General features: G+C 62.1%; 13 protein-coding genes and 1 tRNA gene. 11 read left to right on the top strand and 3 right to left on the bottom strand.

Features of this window, described 5'->3' with window-relative positions; genetic code table 11:
- Positions 1 to 11: 11 nt before the first annotated feature.
- The gene (locus P3T21_RS20245; protein WP_429257726.1) at positions 12 to 2,450 is read right to left on the bottom strand and encodes a YadA family autotransporter adhesin; all 2,439 of its coding nucleotides are present in this window, start codon (positions 2,448 to 2,450) and stop codon (positions 12 to 14) included.
- Between the two features lie 794 nt (positions 2,451 to 3,244).
- Here P3T21_RS20245 and P3T21_RS20240 point away from each other — a divergent pair.
- The 4 genes from P3T21_RS20240 to P3T21_RS20225 all read left to right on the top strand — a co-directional run bounded on the left by P3T21_RS20240 (position 3,245) and on the right by P3T21_RS20225 (position 7,305).
- A complete protein-coding gene (locus tag P3T21_RS20240; protein ID WP_429257725.1) occupies positions 3,245 to 4,258 on the top strand; it encodes a beta-propeller fold lactonase family protein in 1,014 nt (337 codons plus the stop codon).
- 97 nt (positions 4,259 to 4,355) lie between these two features.
- Positions 4,356 to 5,354: a sterol desaturase family protein gene (locus P3T21_RS20235; RefSeq protein ID WP_429257724.1), complete on the top strand. Its 999-nt coding sequence runs from the start codon at positions 4,356 to 4,358 to the stop codon at positions 5,352 to 5,354.
- A gap of 264 nt (positions 5,355 to 5,618) precedes the next feature.
- Positions 5,619 to 6,449 (top strand): EI24 domain-containing protein, encoded by an 831-nt coding sequence (locus tag P3T21_RS20230; RefSeq protein ID WP_429257723.1) that lies wholly within the window; start codon positions 5,619 to 5,621, stop codon positions 6,447 to 6,449.
- A 25-nt stretch (positions 6,450 to 6,474) separates the two neighbouring features.
- Positions 6,475 to 7,305 (top strand): competence/damage-inducible protein A, encoded by an 831-nt coding sequence (locus tag P3T21_RS20225; RefSeq protein WP_429257722.1) that lies wholly within the window; start codon positions 6,475 to 6,477, stop codon positions 7,303 to 7,305.
- Between the two features lie 67 nt (positions 7,306 to 7,372).
- On the opposite strand, the gene P3T21_RS20220 is transcribed toward P3T21_RS20225, so the two are convergent.
- Positions 7,373 to 7,837, bottom strand: a complete 465-nt coding sequence (locus P3T21_RS20220) for a rhodanese-like domain-containing protein (RefSeq protein ID WP_429257721.1) — start codon at positions 7,835 to 7,837, stop codon at positions 7,373 to 7,375.
- Positions 7,838 to 8,277: 440 nt separating this feature from the next.
- On the opposite strand from P3T21_RS20220, the gene glnA reads away from it, so the two are divergent.
- The 4 genes from glnA to P3T21_RS20200 all read left to right on the top strand — a co-directional run bounded on the left by glnA (position 8,278) and on the right by P3T21_RS20200 (position 14,873).
- Positions 8,278 to 9,693 (top strand): type I glutamate--ammonia ligase, encoded by a 1,416-nt coding sequence (gene glnA / locus P3T21_RS20215; protein ID WP_429257720.1) that lies wholly within the window; start codon positions 8,278 to 8,280, stop codon positions 9,691 to 9,693.
- Positions 9,694 to 9,889: 196 nt separating this feature from the next.
- On the top strand, positions 9,890 to 11,029 hold the full coding sequence (gene glnL, locus P3T21_RS20210; protein WP_429257719.1) for a nitrogen regulation protein NR(II): 1,140 nt from the start codon (positions 9,890 to 9,892) through the stop codon (positions 11,027 to 11,029).
- A 76-nt stretch (positions 11,030 to 11,105) separates the two neighbouring features.
- A complete protein-coding gene (gene ntrC, locus P3T21_RS20205; RefSeq protein WP_429257718.1) occupies positions 11,106 to 12,617 on the top strand; it encodes a nitrogen regulation protein NR(I) in 1,512 nt (503 codons plus the stop codon).
- A 180-nt stretch (positions 12,618 to 12,797) separates the two neighbouring features.
- Positions 12,798 to 14,873, top strand: coding sequence for a prolyl oligopeptidase family serine peptidase (locus tag P3T21_RS20200; RefSeq protein WP_429257717.1), 2,076 nt, complete (start codon positions 12,798 to 12,800; stop codon positions 14,871 to 14,873).
- A 79-nt stretch (positions 14,874 to 14,952) separates the two neighbouring features.
- On the opposite strand, the gene xth is transcribed toward P3T21_RS20200, so the two are convergent.
- On the bottom strand, positions 14,953 to 15,729 hold the full coding sequence (xth, locus tag P3T21_RS20195; protein ID WP_429257716.1) for an exodeoxyribonuclease III: 777 nt from the start codon (positions 15,727 to 15,729) through the stop codon (positions 14,953 to 14,955).
- Positions 15,730 to 15,914: 185 nt separating this feature from the next.
- Between xth and P3T21_RS20190 the strand changes: the two genes are divergently transcribed.
- The 3 genes from P3T21_RS20190 (at position 15,915) to P3T21_RS20180 (ending at position 17,987) form a co-directional block, all read left to right on the top strand.
- Positions 15,915 to 16,202 (top strand): hypothetical protein, encoded by a 288-nt coding sequence (locus tag P3T21_RS20190; RefSeq protein WP_429257715.1) that lies wholly within the window; start codon positions 15,915 to 15,917, stop codon positions 16,200 to 16,202.
- A gap of 68 nt (positions 16,203 to 16,270) precedes the next feature.
- Positions 16,271 to 16,347, top strand: a tRNA-Met gene (locus P3T21_RS20185).
- A gap of 353 nt (positions 16,348 to 16,700) precedes the next feature.
- Positions 16,701 to 17,987, top strand: a complete 1,287-nt coding sequence (locus P3T21_RS20180) for an amidohydrolase family protein (protein ID WP_429257714.1) — start codon at positions 16,701 to 16,703, stop codon at positions 17,985 to 17,987.
- Positions 17,988 to 18,072 lie beyond the last annotated feature (85 nt).

Below are 18,072 nucleotides of genomic sequence, written 5' to 3'. Positions count from 1 at the left end.
GGCGTATTGCGCTACCAGTGCATGCCTGCGCCGATCGACGCGCCGAATTCACCGCGTGAACTGGTCGTGCCTTGAACCTTGTACGCCCATTTACCCGTTTCGGAGAGTTGCGACACCCCGAGCGCAATGGCGGACTGACCGCCATAAGTGCCGGCCGCGGCCGCCACCATGCCGCGACCGGGCAGCACCGCCTGAGGCAGTCCGGCAACCGCCAGAGCGGATGCTGTGCCACCGTATGCATCGCGGCGACTGGATCGCACCTGATCGTCGGTGTAGCTATTCGCCTGGTTGACGGCGCCGCTCATGCTCTGGGTCAACTGGTTCAGATTGACCGCATCCGTTCCCTGAACGCCGGGCGCCACGTGCGCGATCTGCCGCTCCTGACCTGCCGAGCCGACCGAAACCGTATTCGCACGATCCGCAACCGAACTCTGGCCGAGCGCGACCGCGTTGTCGGCGCTCGCGCTCGCCCCGGCGCCAAGCGCGACCGCGTTGTTGCCGCTGGCGACTGAGTTGACGCCGAGTGCGATCGCATTGGTGCCGCCTGCGACAGCGTTGGCGCCGAATGCGGCGGCGTTGTTCGCGCTCGCGCTCGCCCCGGCGCCAAGCGCGATCCCGTTGTTGCCGCTGGCGACGGCACCCGCGCCGAATGCCGTCGCGCCGTTAGCACTCGCCCGGGCGTTTGCGCCGGCCGCGATGGAGTGTGTTCCAGCTGACTGCGCTGCCTCGGTATCGCGATCACCGTCGGCGCTGAAGAGCGGATTCGCGGTGTTCACTGCGACGTGGCTGATCGCGTCGCCGACCGCGGCATTCAGCTGGCCGACATTGACCGCGTCGTGCGGATCCGTCCCGTCAGCGACGTTATGGATGATTGTGCCTCCGTTCGCAGCGCTGCCAGCAAGTGTGATGCTGTCACGGTTGACGGTGGCATCCGGGTTTGCGTCGTCGGTGACCGCACCCTCGACCCGGCTCGCCGTCTGATCTGCCTTGCCGCTCACCGCCTTCAACTGCGCGACGTTGACGGCGTCCTGATCGTCCGCGCCCGCTGCGACGCCACTTATCGTGCGATTGCCGACATTGACCTCTCCCGACGAATGTTGAGGCGCGGAGAGTGCGAACGCGAAATACCCACTCCGCGCACCGAAGACAGTCGCCGATCCGGCGCCGAGCGCGATGCTGTTGTCAAATGTGGCTCGTGCGCCGCTGCCGATGGCGATGCTGTTGTCGCGCATGGCTTGCGTGCCGTTGCCGAGCGCCAGCGACGACACGCCTGAGGCGTTCGCGCCGGTGCCGATTGCGGTCGCGTTGGCACCGGCTGCGCGCGCGAAAGCGCCGATAGCCGTTGCGCCGGAGCCAACGGCGTTGGCGAACGCGCCGAACGCGCTGGAACCGTCCCCCGGCGCATCCGCGCCGTGTCCGACCGCTGTGGCATCGAGGCCCCCAGCCGACGCGGCGGCGCCCGCTGCGACAGCGTGCGTGCCGGTTGCGGCGCTGGCGTCATCCAAGCCGTCACGGGTGCCGTCGGCTTTGAAGTAATGCAGCGAATCGCTGCCAGCGAGGGCGTCGAGCCTGTCGTCGACAACTTTCAACTGGCCGACGTTGACCGCGTCGTGGGCGTCGACGCCGTCCGCGACGTTGTGAATCACCGTTCCGCCGTTCACCGGGTCGCCTCCGAGTGTGAAGCTGTTGCGGTTGACGGATCCGTCCGCGTTGCGATCATAGAACACGGCGCCGTCGACCTTGCTATCGAGCGCCTTTAACTGGCTGAGATTGACAGCGTCGGTGTCGCCGGCGCCGGCAGCGACGTTGGTGATACGCCGCTCCGCGCTAGCGGCGCCAACGGAGACTTCGCCGGCCGCGGTGGCGGCCTTGATCATCAGGCTGGCGCCGACCGGCGTGAACGCCAGCGCGGCCAGATTCGCATACGTCGTGGAGTCGGTGCCGAGCGCGACGCTGTTCGTGCGCGTAGCCTGGGCGCCATTGCCGAGCGCCACCGACGACGTGCCGCTGGCGTTTGCCGCCGCGCCGATAGCGGTGCCGCGGGAACCGGTCGCGGTCGCGTAGATGCCGGCGGCTGTGGCGAGATCCACGGCTTTTGCCTGGTAGCCCGCTGCGAACGCGCCGTTGCCGCTGGCGCTCGCGTCCTTGCCGATCGCAGACGCGCCAAGCCCGCTGGCGCGCGCATTGCCGCCGATCGCAATGGCTCCCGTGCCCGCCGCGCTGGCGCCGTCGCCGATGCCGACCGAATCCGCGCTGGCAGCGCTTGCGGTGTTCCCGATTGCGACAGCGGCGGTGCCGGTGGCGCGCGCGTTCGCGCCGGCAGCGACGCTTTTGGAGCCGGCGGCGGCGACGGCGTTATCGGAACCGTCATCGATGCCGTCGGCCTTGAAGTAGGGCTGGGCGTCGCTGGCGGCTGCAACGGTCACAAACGGGCTTGCTGGTGCGTCCATCTGTCCGGCTTGCGGTGCCGTTGGGTGCCCGGTACCGGACCCAGCCGCACACACCGATGGCAAGCCAGTCATTGTGATTAGCGCGACCGTGATTAACCGGATGGAAAGCTCTGCTCGCAACTGACGCGAATCAGCTGTAAGGCGCGTGCCTGAGGGGGCAAGATTTTCGTTGGACAGGGGTGTGTTAAATGAGTGCATTCCTAAAATACTCTGCCATGTTAGCGCCGCGATCTGTATCAATGAGCGTGTTTTTGAATCGAATCCGTGCTCTTCAGCTTTCCTTTGCACGCCAGGAAAAGAGTTCCCACGGCTGCTTACTGTTTCAGCGCACATGAGAAAACCTCGGAAGAAGCGGCGCGACGCGTCGATTTCTCACTGATCGGTTCACGGGATCGTTGCGGGAAAATGATTTGATCTGATTTTCCCGGTCGACAGATTTGGCAGGTATGAGTTAACTCTTAAATTCTCGATGGCTAATCGGCATAGGATGGTTTCGGATATTTCCCCGAAACGTTAAATGTAAATGGATTTACTCTTTAATAATTAGGAGTCTATTTTTGATAATGCGGATGGCTCTTATTTTCTCGGGCGAAAACTCAAAAAATAGGATTCACACATTCACTGAGCGCGATCCCCCGGCAAAATCTACGACGATTCCGGCTTCCCAATCGCGCCAGCCGCCCGCCAAGCGTGCGCCACCGCCCCCGATTTTTTGCTGCGAAAGCTCGACCTGCGTCAACCGCGCGTACTGGCAAACGTTCTACAATGACGCTCGTTCTCCGATGTGAGTTTTCATGCGCAATTTTTTTCTCTCCCGTCTGACTGGCGCGCTGGCAGCGGGCGCGGCGCTGGTTGCCGCAGCAGGCTTTTTCTCTCCGCTGGCGCACGCAAACAATGTGATCGTGCTCAATTCCGGCGAGGCCACGCTCAGCCTGATCGATGAAACAACCCATCAGGTTGTCAGCACCATCCCCACGGGCAAGGAACCGCACCATTTGATGGCGACGCCGGACAATTCGTCGCTGATCGTCGCCAATTCGGTCTCGAACAACCTGATGTTCGTCGATCCGAAATCGGGCAAGGTGCAGCGCTGGGTTGAGGGCATCGAAGATCCTTATCAGATCGGTTTCTCGCCAGATCACAAATGGATGGTCACCACGGGTCTGCGGCTCGACCGGCTTGACATCTATCACTACGACGGCCACAACATGGCGCTTGCGAGCCGTCTGCCGCTCGCGGTGATGCCGAGCCACATGGCGTTCACGAGTGACAGCAAGACGGTGTTCGTCACGCTGCAGGTATCGGGCGAACTGGCCGCGGTCGATCTCGATACGCAGCAGGTCAAATGGAAGATGAAGGTTGGCAAGGTGCCTGCCGGCCTCTGGATGACGCCGGGCGAGAAATATCTGCTAGTCGGCATGACAGGTGCCGATTACGTCGCGGTGGTGGACTGGAAAAACCAGAAAATCGTAAAGACGATTCCGACGGGCAAGGGCGCGCACAACTTCCGCTCGCTCGCTGACGGCAAGCACGTCGCGGTGTCGAATCGCGTGGCGAGCACCATCAGCATCATTGATGAAGACACGCTGACGAATGTCGGCGACATCACGGGCCTGATGCCCGGCCCGGACGATATGGAACTTTCGGCCGACAAACGCTATCTGTGGGTAACGTTCCGCTTCGCGAAGCACATCGGCGTCATTGATCTGTCAACGCGCAAGCTGATCCAGACGATCGCTGTCGGCCGTTCGCCGCACGGCATCTATTTCTTCGATCGCGCGCCGGTGACGGCGCCGAACGGCGCTTAGTTCACATAGGCCACGCGGGTGCGGCTCCGGCCGCGCGTCGCGAGGCACTGTGGCGAAGCGTTATGTCGAAGCACCTTGTTGAAGCACAGCGGGCACCATGTTCCACCTGATTTTTTCGACTCTCGATAGTTTCGTCTCTGCAGTGCAGACGCTGCTGTACGTCGATGTCGTGCAGCCGCTGCTGTTCCGCTTCGATCTGATGGACTACGACGAGGACACCTATGACAGCCTCTACTGGTTGATAGTCGGCGTGCTCGAGGTGCTCGCCATGTACGCGGTGCTCCGGCCCCTCGAGGCGCTGCGCCCCGTCGAGCAATGGGAAAACCGCAAGGCGGTGCGCGTCGACGTGATTTACACGTGGATTGCGAAGCTCGGCATCCTGAACCTGTTTTTCTTCTTCTCGCTGCAACCGTTCTTCGATGGCGTGCAGGGCTGGTTGAGGCTGCACGATGTCGCAAATATCGATTTCGACAACTTGTGGCCCGGCGTCACCACGCAACCGCTCGTTACGTTCCTGATGTACCTGATCGTGCTCGACTTTGCGGGTTACTGGTATCACCGCGGCCAACATCGCTTCGGGCTCTGGTGGGAACTGCACGCGGTTCATCACAGCCAGCGCCAGATGTCGCTCTGGTCTGACGACCGTAACCATCTGCTTGACGATCTGCTGCAGGCGTGTTTTTTCGCGGTCATCGCACTGGTGATCGGCGTGCCGCCGTCGCAGTTCGTGGTGCTCGTCGCGATTACGAATCTCGCGCAGAGCGTGCAGCACGCCAATATCCGGATGTACCTGGGCTGGCTGGGCGAACGGCTGCTCGTCAGCCCGACGTTCCATCGCCGGCATCATGCAATGCGCTACGGCCATGAGGGCACGAATTACGGCTGCAATTTCGGTGTGCTGTTCCCGTGGTGGGATCTGCTGTTCCGAACCGCGTCGTGGAGCCGCGACATGGAGCCGACCGGTATTCAGGACCAGCTCGACGGTCGTCAATACGGCGAAGGCTTCTGGGCACAACACTGGCTCGCGCTCGTACGCATTACCCGGCGGCTCGCGCCGGGTCGCCGCGAGCAGGGCAACGATACCGCGGCCGTCTGAGCCGGCAGCTCGTGCGCTTCGTTTGCTGTACGTGCTTCTGTCAACGCTGGCACTAACGCTTCTGTCATCGCGCGCCACCGCAGCGAGAAATACCGGTGGCGTGGTCCCTGGTTTATCCTGTCTGCAGTTTCTCCGGCGATGGCGGTGGCTAGCGTGGTCGCGTTTGTCTCACGCAGATCGCAATTTCGGTTCATCCACTGTTTCGCCCCGTTCGTTGCCCCGTTTTTTGCCTATTCACCGCTTCATTCACCGGCACTGGCTCGCATGAATGACCTGTTGCGCTCGTTCGGGCGCGCACTCTCCAGCGCGCTCCATCCGCGCATGCTCTGGCTGACCTTCTTGCCGTTCGCGGCGGCGGCGATCGTCTGGGGCGTCATCCTCTGGTTTTCGTGGCAGGCGCTGACCGACGCCACCCGCGTGTGGCTCGAAAGCTGGCCGTTCACCACGACGCTCTACAGCCTGTTCGACTGGCTCGGGTTTTCGTCGCTGCATGCGGTGATTGCGCCCTTCATCGTGATCGCGCTCGCGATTCCACTGATTGTCGTGACCGTGCTGCTGCTGATCGCGACACTGTCGATGCCGGCCGTGATCCGTCATCTGTCTGTCCGGCAGTTCAGCAGCCTGGAGATGCGTCGCGGCGGAACGTGGTACGGTAGTCTGATCCATGCGCTATGGACAACGCTCGTCTGTCTCGTTCTGCTGGTGGTGACGCTGCCGCTGTGGCTCATCCCGCCATTCTTCGCGCTGATTCCGCCTCTGTTGTGGGGCTGGCTCACGTATCGCGTGATGACGTATGACGCACTCGCGCTACACGCGACCAGTGAGGAGCGTCGCGCGCTGGTTCGGCGACACCGGCTGCCGCTGTTGCTGATCGGTGTCGCGAGCGGTCTGCTGGGTTCGCTTCCGACGCTGCTCTGGGCGTCGTCGGTCTGGCTAATCGTGTTGTTCCCGGTCGTGACGGCGGCGACTATCTGGATCTATGCGTTCATCCTGGTCTTTTCGGCGTTGTGGTTCGGCTATTACTGCCTGCGCGCGTTGCAGCGCATGCGCGCTGAAGAGCACGGCGCGCGCACGGCAGTGACGGTTCCCTACTGAACTCATTTTTCAGGAAGAGGCGGCAATGGCATTTGGCGTCATCATCATCGGCGACGAAATCCTGTCTGGCAGACGTACTGACAAGCATCTGCCGAAAGTCATCCAGCTTTTGACCGACCGCGGGCTCTCGCTTGCCTGGGCGGAATACATCGGCGACGACCCGGAGCGCATCACGAGAACGTTGCGCCGTTCGTTCGCCTCGGGCGACGTCGTGTTCTCGACCGGCGGCATCGGCGCGACGCCTGACGATCACACGCGCCAATGCGCCGCCGCAGCACTCGGCGTGCCGCTCGAACTGCACGCCGAAGCAGCAAAGCTGATCCAGGAGCGCATTCGTGACATGCACGTCGATGCGTCCGGCGCGCCGCCCGACCTTGGTTCGCCGGAGAACCGCCATCGTCTGAACATGGGTACGTTCCCACGCGGCGCGTCGATCATTCCAAATGGCTACAACAAGATTCCGGGCTTTTCAGTCGGGGATCACCACTTCGTGCCGGGTTTCCCGGTAATGGCGTGGCCCATGATCGAATGGGTGCTGGACACGAAGTACGCGCATCTGCACCACGCCATGCCGCACGCGGAAAAGTCACTGCTTGTATTCGAACTGCCCGAATCGACGCTCACGCCGTTGATGGAAAAGATCGAACATGACTTTCCGGGCGTGCGCGTCTTCAGTCTGCCGAGCGTCGGCGATGCGGAGCGCGGCGGTATCTATGCCCGCCGTCACATTGATCTGGGCGTGAAAGGCGAGCCTGAGGCGGTCGCCGCAGCATTCGTGAAGCTGCGGGAAGGCGTTCATCTGCTTGGCGGCGACATCGTTGAACCCGATGCCACGCAGGCGAAACCGCGGGGCTAAACGAACCGGGACCTCACGCCGCTGACGCTCGCCGACAGCCGGACGGCCACGTGAAAGCGAACACGCTTTACGCGCCGATCCACGGCAGACCCCGGAAGCACCAGCCCGAGACCGTTTTCCGGTGCCCCTGGCCGTCCTTGTCCCCTTCGAAACCTTCCAGCAGGTCAAACGCCTGCGTGAAACCCGCCTGGGTTGCGGCGATCGCGGCAAGCTTTGAGCGGGCGGCGCTACGGCACAGGAACAGTACCGGCGTATCCGGCGACGCCGCGTTGCCCAGCTGATCGAGAAATTCCGGGTTCGGTACGCCCCCCGGATAACGCGTCCATTCAACATGGACGTACTGGCCGTCGCCAATCAGCGGCCGTCCAACCCAATCGAGTTCCGCGCGGGTCCGAACGTCAACGAGGCGTGTGCGCGGGTCGAGTTGGAGAAGCTCGAATGCCTCGGCAGGCGAAAGCGCCCCTGCGTATGGCAACTGGTTTTCGATACGCCGCTTCCCGGCCTGCGCGTACAACTGTTCGAGCGTACTCATGACGGCAAATCTCCTTCGTGCTGGCAACCAAAAGATCATTCTAGCGTGTCAGTCACTCGCGCGTACCCGGCCATTCGGTCGATGCACAAGGCAGGGTGCGACTGCTATGCTTCATGAGGGTGCAAGCGGGATCGCAAGCACCAAAATGGAACAACGCATTGATTTTCCACGATGACTCGCACTATGTTGGTGCTAACCCTCGCGAGATATGTCGCGAATTGCGCGACGCCGGGTGTAAGGATTCCCCGTAAGTGCGCGTAACGGAAGGCTTTTGCGCCAGGCTGGCGCATGTTGGCACGGAAGCTGCTTTATACGGCCCGATCGATTCGACCGTAGTTTTTTTCGTCTGATCTTGCAGATCGGATAGACGTGCGGTGGCGGGTCAGCTAGATTTGGGCGGCGGCAGAATCCGCCGAATTCGTTAATCAGGAGAATAGGTTATGAGTAAATCCGTGGCCGACGTCATGCAACTCGTCAAGGACGAGGACGTCAAGTTTGTCGACTTCCGTTTCACCGACACGCGCGGCAAGGAGCAGCACGTTTCGGTGCCGGTGTCGGCATTTGGCGAAGACAAATTCGAAAGCGGCCATGCGTTCGACGGTTCTTCGATCGCCGGCTGGAAGGGCATCGAAGCCTCGGACATGCTGCTCGTCCCGGACGCCGACACGGCCTTCATCGACCCGTTCTACGAAGAGTCGACCCTCGTCATGACCTGCGACGTCGTCGAACCGTCGGACGGCAAGGGCTACGAACGCGATCCGCGCTCGCTCGCCAAGCGCGCCGAAGCGTACCTGAAGAGCACCGGTCTTGGCGACACGGCCTTCTTCGGTCCGGAGCCGGAATTCTTCATTTTCGACTCGGTCCAGTGGAATACGGACATGTCGGGCTGCTTCGTGAAGATCGGCTCGGAAGAAGCACCGTGGTCGTCGGGCAAGGAATTCGAAGGCGGCAACACGGGCCACCGTCCGGGCACGAAGGGCGGCTATTTCCCGGTCGCGCCGGTCGACTCGTTCCAGGACATTCGCTCGGAAATGTGTCTGCTGCTCGAACAGATCGGCATTCCGGTCGAAGTGCACCACCACGAAGTCGGGGGCATGGGCCAGAATGAAATCGGCACGAAGTTCTCGACGCTGGTGCAGCGCGCCGACTGGACGCAGCAACTGAAGTACATCGTCCACAACGTTGCGCATACGTATGGCAAGACGGCGACGTTCATGCCGAAGCCTGTCGTCGGCGACAACGGTTCGGGCATGCACGTTCACCAGTCGATCTGGAAGGACGGCCAGAACCTGTTCGCGGGTAACGGCTACGCGGGCCTGTCGGAATTCGCGCTGTTCTACATCGGCGGCATCATCAAGCACGCCCGTGCACTGAACGGCATCTCGAACCCGACGACGAACTCGTACAAGCGCCTCGTGCCGCACTTCGAAGCACCGGTGAAGCTCGCTTACTCGGCGAAAAACCGTTCGGCCTCGATCCGCATTCCGCACGTGTCGAACCCGAAGGGCCGTCGTATCGAAACGCGTTTCCCGGACCCGATGGCGAACCCGTACCTCCTGTTCTCGGCGCTGATGATGGCCGGTCTCGACGGCGTTCAGAACAAGATCCATCCGGGCGAAGCAGCCGACAAGAACCTGTACGACCTGCCGCCGGAAGAGGATGCAAAGATCCCGACCGTGTGTGCCGGCCTCGATCAGGCGCTGGACGCGCTCGACAAGGATCGCGAGTTCCTGACGCGCGGTGGCGTGTTCACGGATTCGATGCTGGATGCGTATCTGGAACTGAAGGAAGGCGAGCTGCAACGCGTCCGCATGACCACGCACCCGATCGAATTCGAAATGTACTACTCGCTGTAAGTGGTGATGGCGCTTCGCCGGAGGAAGGCGAAGCGCGCGTCCGAACGTTCGCGATCGGTCACGAAGGGACGGCGGCGCCGTCCCTTTTTTGTTGAGCTTTCGCACAGCGTTGCCGGACCAGAAGGAACGTTGTTGCTGCACCAGGGTTAGCCGTGTTCGCCTCATCACCGTTTCATACCGACCAGATTGATACAAGATGGATCTGAAGAATCTGATCAAGGCAAGGAAAGGGCACGCCGAACCGCTGTCGAGCGACGCCCAGCTTGTCGACTCCGGTTTGCTGCCGGGATTCGAGGCATTGCCGACGGTTGTGCTTGTGCTGGAGAAGCGCACGTTGCGCGTCGTGTTCGCGAATCCTTCCGCGGAGTCGATGCTCGATCTGTCACGCCGGCAACTCACGCAGATGGCGTGGCCGGACATTTTTTCGAACGCGGACGAGTTGCTGATGACGATCGCCGCGATCGCCGAACACCGTTTTCACGCGACTCACCTCGATACCGTGCTCGAACGGCCCGGGCACGAACCGCTGCATGTGCATGCGATCGTCGGCTTTCTCGAGATTGTGCCGGACTACGTCCTGCTCGAAATCTTCGAGAACGAACGACATCTGCGCACCGACCGTGAGGAACGCATCCAGGATCTGACTGCGGTCAACAAGCAGTTGATCCGCAACCTGGCCCACGAGATCAAGAACCCGCTTGGCGGCATTCGCGGCGCGGCGCAACTGCTCGAGTTCGAACTGAGTGCGCGTGAGCGCGACGAATTGCGCGAATACACGCAGGTTGTGATCAAGGAATCGGACCGGCTGCAGACGCTTGTCGACCGGTTGCTCGAACCGCACCGTCATCCGCACATCGTGGGTGACGTGAACATTCATGAAGTATGTGAGCGTGTGCGCGCCGTCATCCTCGCGGAGTTTCCGCGCGGCCTCACGATCGAGCGCGACTACGACGTGAGCGTGCCCGATCTGCGCGGCGACAAGGAGCAGTTGATCCAGGCGCTGCTCAACATCGTGCGCAACGCTGCCGAAGCGTTGCGCGAACGCATTTCACAAGGCGATGCGCGTATCGAACTGCGCACCCGCGTGGCCCGCAAACTCACGATCGCGAAACGTCTTTGTAAGCTGGCATTGGACTTGCATATCATCGACAACGGTCCTGGGATTCCCGAGGATATCCGGGACCGCATCTTCTATCCGCTCGTTTCGGGGCGTGAGGATGGAAGCGGTCTTGGCCTGACGCTCGCGCAGACGTTCGTGCAACAACACGACGGTTTGATCGAAGTGGAAAGCCGGCCGGGACACACCGAGTTTCAGATCCTGCTGCCGCTTGAGTGATTACCCGGTTACCACTGGGCAACCCATCGAACAGCACCACACACGCTGACGCACCTCAAGACTTCTGAACGACCATATGAAGCCGATCTGGATAGTAGACGACGATCAATCGATCCGCTGGGTGCTCGAAAAAGCCCTCGCACGAGAAAATTTCGCGACGCGCAGCTTCGCGAACGTGCGCGAGGCGGCGGGCGCGCTGGATCACGACAGCCCGCAGGTGCTGGTGTCCGACATCCGGATGCCAGGCGGCTCAGGCCTCGAGCTGTTGCAAACCGTCCGCGAACGCGTACCGGGTCTGCCCGTCATCATCATGACGGCGTTCTCCGACCTGGATAGCGCGGTTGCCGCATTTCAGGGCGGCGCGTTCGAGTATCTGGCCAAGCCGTTCGACGTCGACAAGGCGGTCGAGCTGATCCGCCGTGCTGTCGACGAAAGCATGCGTGGCGAGCAGACGTGGGATGACCGCCTCGCTGATGCACCGGAAATGCTCGGCCAGGCACCGGCGATGCAAGACATGTTTCGCGCGATCGGCCGTCTGTCCCATTCTGCGGCAACCGTGCTCATCACCGGCGAATCAGGCACCGGTAAGGAGCTTGTTGCACGCGCGCTGCACCGTCATAGCCCGCGCGCGAATGGTCCGTTCATCGCGCTGAACACGGCGGCGATTCCGAAGGACCTGCTGGAATCCGAACTGTTCGGTCACGAGCGCGGCGCATTCACCGGTGCTCAGGCGATGCGGCAAGGTCGTTTTGAGCAGGCCGAGAACGGCACGCTGTTCCTCGATGAAATCGGCGATATGCCGTTCGATCTGCAAACACGTCTGTTGCGTGTGCTGTCGGATGGCCAGTTCTATCGCGTGGGCGGCCACAATCCGCTGCGCGCGAACGTTCGGGTCATTGCAGCGACGCACCAGAATCTCGAATCGCGTGTCCGTCAGGGTCTGTTCCGCGAGGATCTGTATCACCGCCTCAACGTGATCCGGTTGCGTCTGCCGGCGTTACGCGAACGTAGCGAGGACATTCCGCTGCTCACGCGTCACTTCCTGCAGAAGAGTGCGCGCGATCTGGGTGTCGAGCCGAAACGCGTGTCAGACGAGGCGCTTGCGTATCTGGCGTCGCTCACGTTTGCCGGTAACGTCCGGCAGCTTGAAAACCTGGCCAACTGGCTGACTGTCATGGCGCCGGCCCAGACGATCGAGATCAAGGATCTGCCGCCGGATCTCGTGCCGTCGGCGGCCGGTAGCGCGGATATCGTTGCCGGCGCGGGTATGGCCGCTGACGCGTCAGGCAACGCGCTGGCCACTGCTGGCACGAACGGCACGTCGGCGCCGTCGCCGATGTCCACAGCGCCTGGCGCGCCGACGACCACGCCCGTCAGCGTGTGGGAAAGCGGATTGCGAACTGAAGTGGCGCGTATGCTGCGCGAGAATTCGGCCGATGTGATGGACGAACTATCGCGTCGTTTCGAAGCCGCCGTGATTCGCGAGGCGCTCGATTTCACGCGTGGACGCAAGGTCGAAGCGGCCGAGCGTCTGGGGATCGGCCGGAACACGATTACGCGCAAGATTCAGGAATTGAATCTCGAATAGCAGTTTCTGCATCGAAGAAACACAGCAAGGGTCGTCCACCCGCATCGCAGCGTGTGGGCGACCCTTTTTGCTATTCACCACAGAATTCCGCGTGGCCGGCTTCCTGTGTCGAACGGCCAGGTCGCGGCGCTGCCCGGCGTCAGGGCATAATCCGTACTGGTCCTCTTCCGACAGCTCACTATGCCCGCAGCACGCTCCTGGCCTCGCAGTCCCGATCCGTTTCTCCACCTCGAAGATCTTCACGATCCTGCTTCGCTTGCGTGGGTTGGCGGGCAGAACACGCGCGCACGCGCCGAATGGCGCAGCGGCGATGGCTTCGACGCGCTTACGCAGCGTCTCGCGAGTGCGTATCTGCCACGCGAGCGGCCGGTTATTCCGAGCCGATGGAAGGACTGGGCGTACGACTTCTGGCAGGATGACCGCAATCCGAAGGGTCTCTGGCGTCGCACATCGTGGACAAGCTGGCGCAATGGCGCGCCGCAATGGCAGAACCTGCTCGACTTCGATGCGCTCGGCGAGGCCGAGGCCACGCCGTGGGTCTGCGCCGATATCGACATCCTGTATCCGGACGGCGACCGGGCACTGATCGCGTTGTCGCCGGGCGGCTCGGACGCGACGATCGTGCGCGAGTTCGACATCGATAACCAGCGCTTCGTGGATGACGGTTTTTCCATCGCGGTGGCCGGCAAGCACACGGCATCGTGGATCGACCGGGACACGCTGTATGTGGGCTGGGACAACGGCGATGCGACGCTCACGCGCTCGGGTTATCCGCGCGAGGTGCGTCGCTGGACGCGCGCTACGGCGCTCGAGGACGCCCCCGTTGTGTTCGCCGGCGAATTCGACGACATCGGCGTGGAGGCGCACTACGATCCTGTGGAGAAGCGTCACTCAGCGGTGCGCGATGTCGACTTCTTCGATTCGCACACGTACTGGCCCGATGCGAATGGCGTGTGGCGGCGCTATGACGTGCCGTCGCATATTTCGGTCGGTGGCTGGCATGGGTGGTTGCTGCTCGAGCCGCGTCTCGACTGGCAGTGCGATAGCGGCCTCTACGCCGGCGGCGCCTTGCTCGCGATCCGGGAGACGGCGTTCCTGGCCGGCAGCCGGCATTTCATGCCGCTCTTCACGCCGACGCCGCTCACGTCCGCGTGCGAGTGGACGCATACGCTCAGCACGCTGATCGTCTCGTATCTCGATGACGTGGAGAGTCGCACGCTGCTCTGGCAACCGTTGCAATCAGCCGAAGGCGACTGGCACTGGGCGTCGCGGACGTTCCCGTCACGCGAAACGTCGCAGGTGGACGTTTCACCGATCGAGGCCACGCTTAACGACGAGGTCTATGTCGATGTCGACGATTATCTGCAGCCGCCCGAATACTGTCTCGCCGATCTCGCTCAGGAGGACCTGTCAGCGTGGACCGTGCTGGACCGTTGGCCCACCCAGTTCGACGCAGCGCCGCTGATGGTGAAGCGCGGTCACGCGCAATCGAAGGACGGCACGCGTGTGCCATACACGATCGTCGGCGCGCGCAGCATTCTCGATGCATCGACGTCCGTTGCGAGTCCGTGCCTGCTGACGGGTTACGGTGGCTTCGCTGTCCCGCTGACGCCGGACTATCTGGTCAGCCCGGGCATCGGCTGGCTGGAGCAGGGCGGCATCTATGTGGTCGCGCATATCCGCGGTGGCGGCGAGTACGGTACACAGTGGCATCTGGCTGCGCAGCGCGAGCATCGTCAACGCGCGTTCGACGATTTCATCGCAGTCGCTGAGACTTTGATCGGCGATGGCGTCACAACCGCCGCGCAACTCGGCATTCAGGGCGGCAGCAACGGCGGGCTGCTGGTCGCCGCGTGCATGACGCAGCGTCCCGAGCTTTTTGGCGCGGTGGTGTGTGAGGTCCCGTTACTCGATATGCAGCGGTATCACCTGCTGCACGCGGGCGCGTCGTGGATGGACGAATACGGCGACCCGGATGATCCGCAGGAAGCACGTGCGCTGGCTGCGTATTCACCGTATCACCGCGTGTCGGCTGGCGCGAAATACCCGTCGGTTCTGTTCACGACCTCGACGAGCGACGATCGTGTGCACCCGGGGCACGCGCGCAAGATGGTGGCGCGCATGCAGGCGTCGGGACATGAGGATGTGTGGTACTGGGAGAACACCGATGGCGGACACGGCTCGGGCTCCGATGCGCTGGAGCGTGCCGCTTACGATGCGATGGTGTTCGGTTTTCTGTGGTCGCAGCTGGGATAACACGTCACCGGGTGGCTGACGTTGGGCGGGCGCGTGTTCGCAGCGTCAGTCGCGGGTCAGCCAGACTAAAAGAGCGCATTCAGTCGATCTGCGCGACAACCGGCGCGTGGTCCGACGGCTGGTCCCATTTGCGCGGAACGCGATCGACATCGCACAGTGTGCATTTGTCGGCCAGCGATTTCGACAGCAGGATATGGTCGATCCGCATGCCCGCATTGCGACGGAAGGCCAGCATCCGGTAGTCCCACCACGTGAAGGTTTTTTCCGGATGCTCGAACTTCCGGAAAGCATCGATGAGACCCAGTTCGACGAGACGCACGAACTGCGCACGCTCTTCCGGTGAGACGAGGTTCTGTCCTTCCCACGCCTTCGGATCGTGCACATCGCGATCTTCGGGCGCGATGTTGTAGTCGCCCAGCAGCGCGAGGTGCGGATGCTGCGCGAGTTCGCTGTCAATCCAGGTGTGCAATGCGTCGAGCCAGCGCAGCTTGTAGGCGAACTTGTCCGTGCCCGGCGCCTGGCCGTTCGGGAAATACGCCGAGATGATGCGTACGCCTTCGATCGTCGCGGCGATCACGCGTTGCTGCGGGTCATCGAAGCCGGGAATGTTGCGCACGATCGAGGCCTCATCGACGACGAGGCCCTGGCGCACCAGAATGCCGACGCCGTTATAGGTTTTCTGACCGGCGAACCAGCTTCGATACCCTTTGGCTTCGAGCTCGGCGCGTGGGAATTTCTCATCGGGCAGCTTAAGTTCCTGCAGACACAGCACATCGGTCTGACTCTGTTCGAGCCAGTCGGTCACATGCTGCTGGCGAACCTTCAGCGAGTTCACATTCCAGGTGGCGATTTTCATTCGGTGTCGGAGAGAGCGGGCGCGATAGAACGGGAGTTTACATGAACGCGGAGTGCGCCTGGATGCTGTCCGGCACGCGTTCGCCCTGGCGCACTGAAGGACGCGCCTCACCAGGGTAAATAATTCCCGGGACGCTTCGCCGCGCGGCGTATAGTGGGGCGACATACATGTTTCAGGGGCGCATCATGGCTGACTTTTATCCGGTCATCTACAAGGACTTCGAAGTGCATCCCCTCGTTTTTTCGCGGGAATTCAACAAGTTCGATGGACACAAGAAAAACGCGGAAGGTTACGACGTCGCAGTGCGCGTGTGCCGGCCGGGCGCGATCAGCGGATCGAAGGCGAGCCGCGTATTTCGTCTCTCCCGACAATCGACGTTTTCGGATTTCGGCGTGGCGAAGCGCAGCGCAAGTCAATACGGCGCGGACATCATCGATGGAAAGATCGAAGGCGCAACGGTCGCCGATCTGTGAGCACGCAAAATAATTTGCATGAATGTTTGACGCGCTGTGGGTGCGCCAGTACAATTCGCTTCCTCTGACGCGGGGTGGAGCAGTCTGGCAGCTCGTCGGGCTCATAACCCGAAGGTCGTAGGTTCAAATCCTACCCCCGCAACCAACAAGGCTTCGTTGCTTTCTTGTTCAACGTGCCGCGCAAGTCCGGCGATGCTGTCGCCAGCAAAAACCCGCATCGGCGGGTTTTTTTGTTTTCGGCGTTTTCTGGCCATTGCGGGTCAACGAACGCATTGACGCAATGCGTCGCCACAATCCGTTCAATCAGCTCACGTCCGGGTGATCCTGAAGAACCTGAACGCTGGTTCCTTCATCTTCACTGTCTGGCCGATATATCGTCCCCAAGTCGCTCCAGATGTCGCCGCGTTCTGCAGCAGCGGCGACCTTGTCCAGATGGGTAAACGGGTTCCCTACGCTTTCTGACGTCGATAGAATCGAAGGCAATCAAAGGAGCCGCTGATGGACCTGATCATTCGCCGTGCCGTCCTGCCGGGCCATACCCCGGGGCGCCATGAGCCCGTCGATATCGGCATCGAAGCCGGTCGTATTCTCGCCGTAGAGCCACGTCTCGCTGCCACCGCGTCCGAGGAGATCGACGCAGCGGGATCGCTCGTTACGCCGCCTTTCGTCGATTCGCATTTCCATATGGACGCGACGCTGTCGTACGGTTTGCCGCGCGTGAACGCGTCGGGCACCCTGCTGGAGGGCATCGCGCTCTGGGGCGAGCTCAAGCCGCAGCTGACGCAGGAGGCGTTGATCGAGCGCGCGCTGCAATATTGCGACTGGGCCGTCGCACGCGGGCTGCTGGCTATTCGTACGCACGTCGACATCTGCGATTCGCGGCTTCTCGCTGTCGAAGCGCTGCTCGAAGTGAAGCGTCGCGTCGCGTCGTATCTGGACATGCAACTGGTCGCGTTCCCGCAGGACGGCGTGCTACGCAGTCCGGGCGCGTTCGATAACCTCAAGCGCGCGATATCGATGGGCGTCGATGTAGTCGGCGGTATCCCGCACTTCGAGCGGACAATGGCCGATGGCGCGGAGTCCGTGCGCATCCTGTGCGAATACGCGGCGGAGCAGGGGCTGCGCGTCGATATGCATTGCGATGAATCGGACGATCCGATGTCGCGTCATATCGAAACCCTGGCGGCGCAGTCACATCGTCTGGGGTTGCATGGGCGCGTCACCGGCTCGCACCTGACGTCGATGCATTCGATGGACAACTACTACGTCAGCAAGCTGCTGCCATTGATGCGCGAAGCGGGCGTCGCGGCGATCGCCAATCCGTTGATCAACATCACCCTGCAGGGCCGCAGTGACACGTATCCGAAGCGTCGGGGCATGACGCGCGTGCCGGAGATGCTGGCCGCGGGCATCAATGTCGCGTTCGGGCACGACTGTGTGATGGACCCGTGGTATGGCCTCGGTTCTGGCGACATGCTCGAAGTCGCGCATATGGGCCTGCACGTCGCGCAGATGACCAGCCAGGATGGCATACGCGCGTGCTTCGATGCGGTCACGGTCAACGCGGCGCGTATTCTCGGTCTGGAAGGCTATGGCATCGAACCCGGCTGCGAGGCGAATCTGGTCATGCTCGACGCGCGCGATCCGGCCGAGGCGATCCGTCTGCGAGCGGCGCGGCTCGCGGTGATCCGGCGTGGCAAGGTAGTCAGCCGTGCACCGGCTGCGCAAGCGACGCTCACACTGGAAGGACGACCTTCCACGGTCGATTTCAGGCTGCATCGCTAGGCGCCCGCGGAACAAAGAAAAGCCGGTGATTGCGTGAGCAATCACCGGCCTCTTTTACATCACGTGGCTTGCCGCGGGCGGCGCG

Origin of the sequence: Paraburkholderia sp. GAS334, assembly GCF_050436625.1 — a bacterium.
Lineage (GTDB): Bacteria > Pseudomonadota > Gammaproteobacteria > Burkholderiales > Burkholderiaceae > Paraburkholderia.
This window is presented reverse-complemented; position numbering and strand designations above follow the sequence as displayed.

Bases quoted from the DNA above. Each gene is read 5' to 3' on its own strand.
- P3T21_RS20190 (WP_429257715.1), top strand. From the start codon at position 15,915: ATGGCTGACTTTTATCCGGTCATCTACAAGGACTTCGAAGTGCATCCC.
- glnL (WP_429257719.1), top strand. From the start codon at position 9,890: ATGGATCTGAAGAATCTGATCAAGGCAAGGAAAGGGCACGCCGAACCG.
- glnA (WP_429257720.1), top strand. From the start codon at position 8,278: ATGAGTAAATCCGTGGCCGACGTCATGCAACTCGTCAAGGACGAGGAC.
- P3T21_RS20245 (WP_429257726.1), bottom strand. From the start codon at position 2,450: ATGGACGCACCAGCAAGCCCGTTTGTGACCGTTGCAGCCGCCAGCGAC.
- P3T21_RS20230 (WP_429257723.1), top strand. From the start codon at position 5,619: ATGAATGACCTGTTGCGCTCGTTCGGGCGCGCACTCTCCAGCGCGCTC.
- P3T21_RS20200 (WP_429257717.1), top strand. From the start codon at position 12,798: ATGCCCGCAGCACGCTCCTGGCCTCGCAGTCCCGATCCGTTTCTCCAC.
- ntrC (WP_429257718.1), top strand. From the start codon at position 11,106: ATGAAGCCGATCTGGATAGTAGACGACGATCAATCGATCCGCTGGGTG.
- P3T21_RS20235 (WP_429257724.1), top strand. From the start codon at position 4,356: ATGTTCCACCTGATTTTTTCGACTCTCGATAGTTTCGTCTCTGCAGTG.
- P3T21_RS20240 (WP_429257725.1), top strand. From the start codon at position 3,245: ATGCGCAATTTTTTTCTCTCCCGTCTGACTGGCGCGCTGGCAGCGGGC.
- P3T21_RS20220 (WP_429257721.1), bottom strand. From the start codon at position 7,837: ATGAGTACGCTCGAACAGTTGTACGCGCAGGCCGGGAAGCGGCGTATC.
- P3T21_RS20180 (WP_429257714.1), top strand. From the start codon at position 16,701: ATGGACCTGATCATTCGCCGTGCCGTCCTGCCGGGCCATACCCCGGGG.
- P3T21_RS20225 (WP_429257722.1), top strand. From the start codon at position 6,475: ATGGCATTTGGCGTCATCATCATCGGCGACGAAATCCTGTCTGGCAGA.
- xth (WP_429257716.1), bottom strand. From the start codon at position 15,729: ATGAAAATCGCCACCTGGAATGTGAACTCGCTGAAGGTTCGCCAGCAG.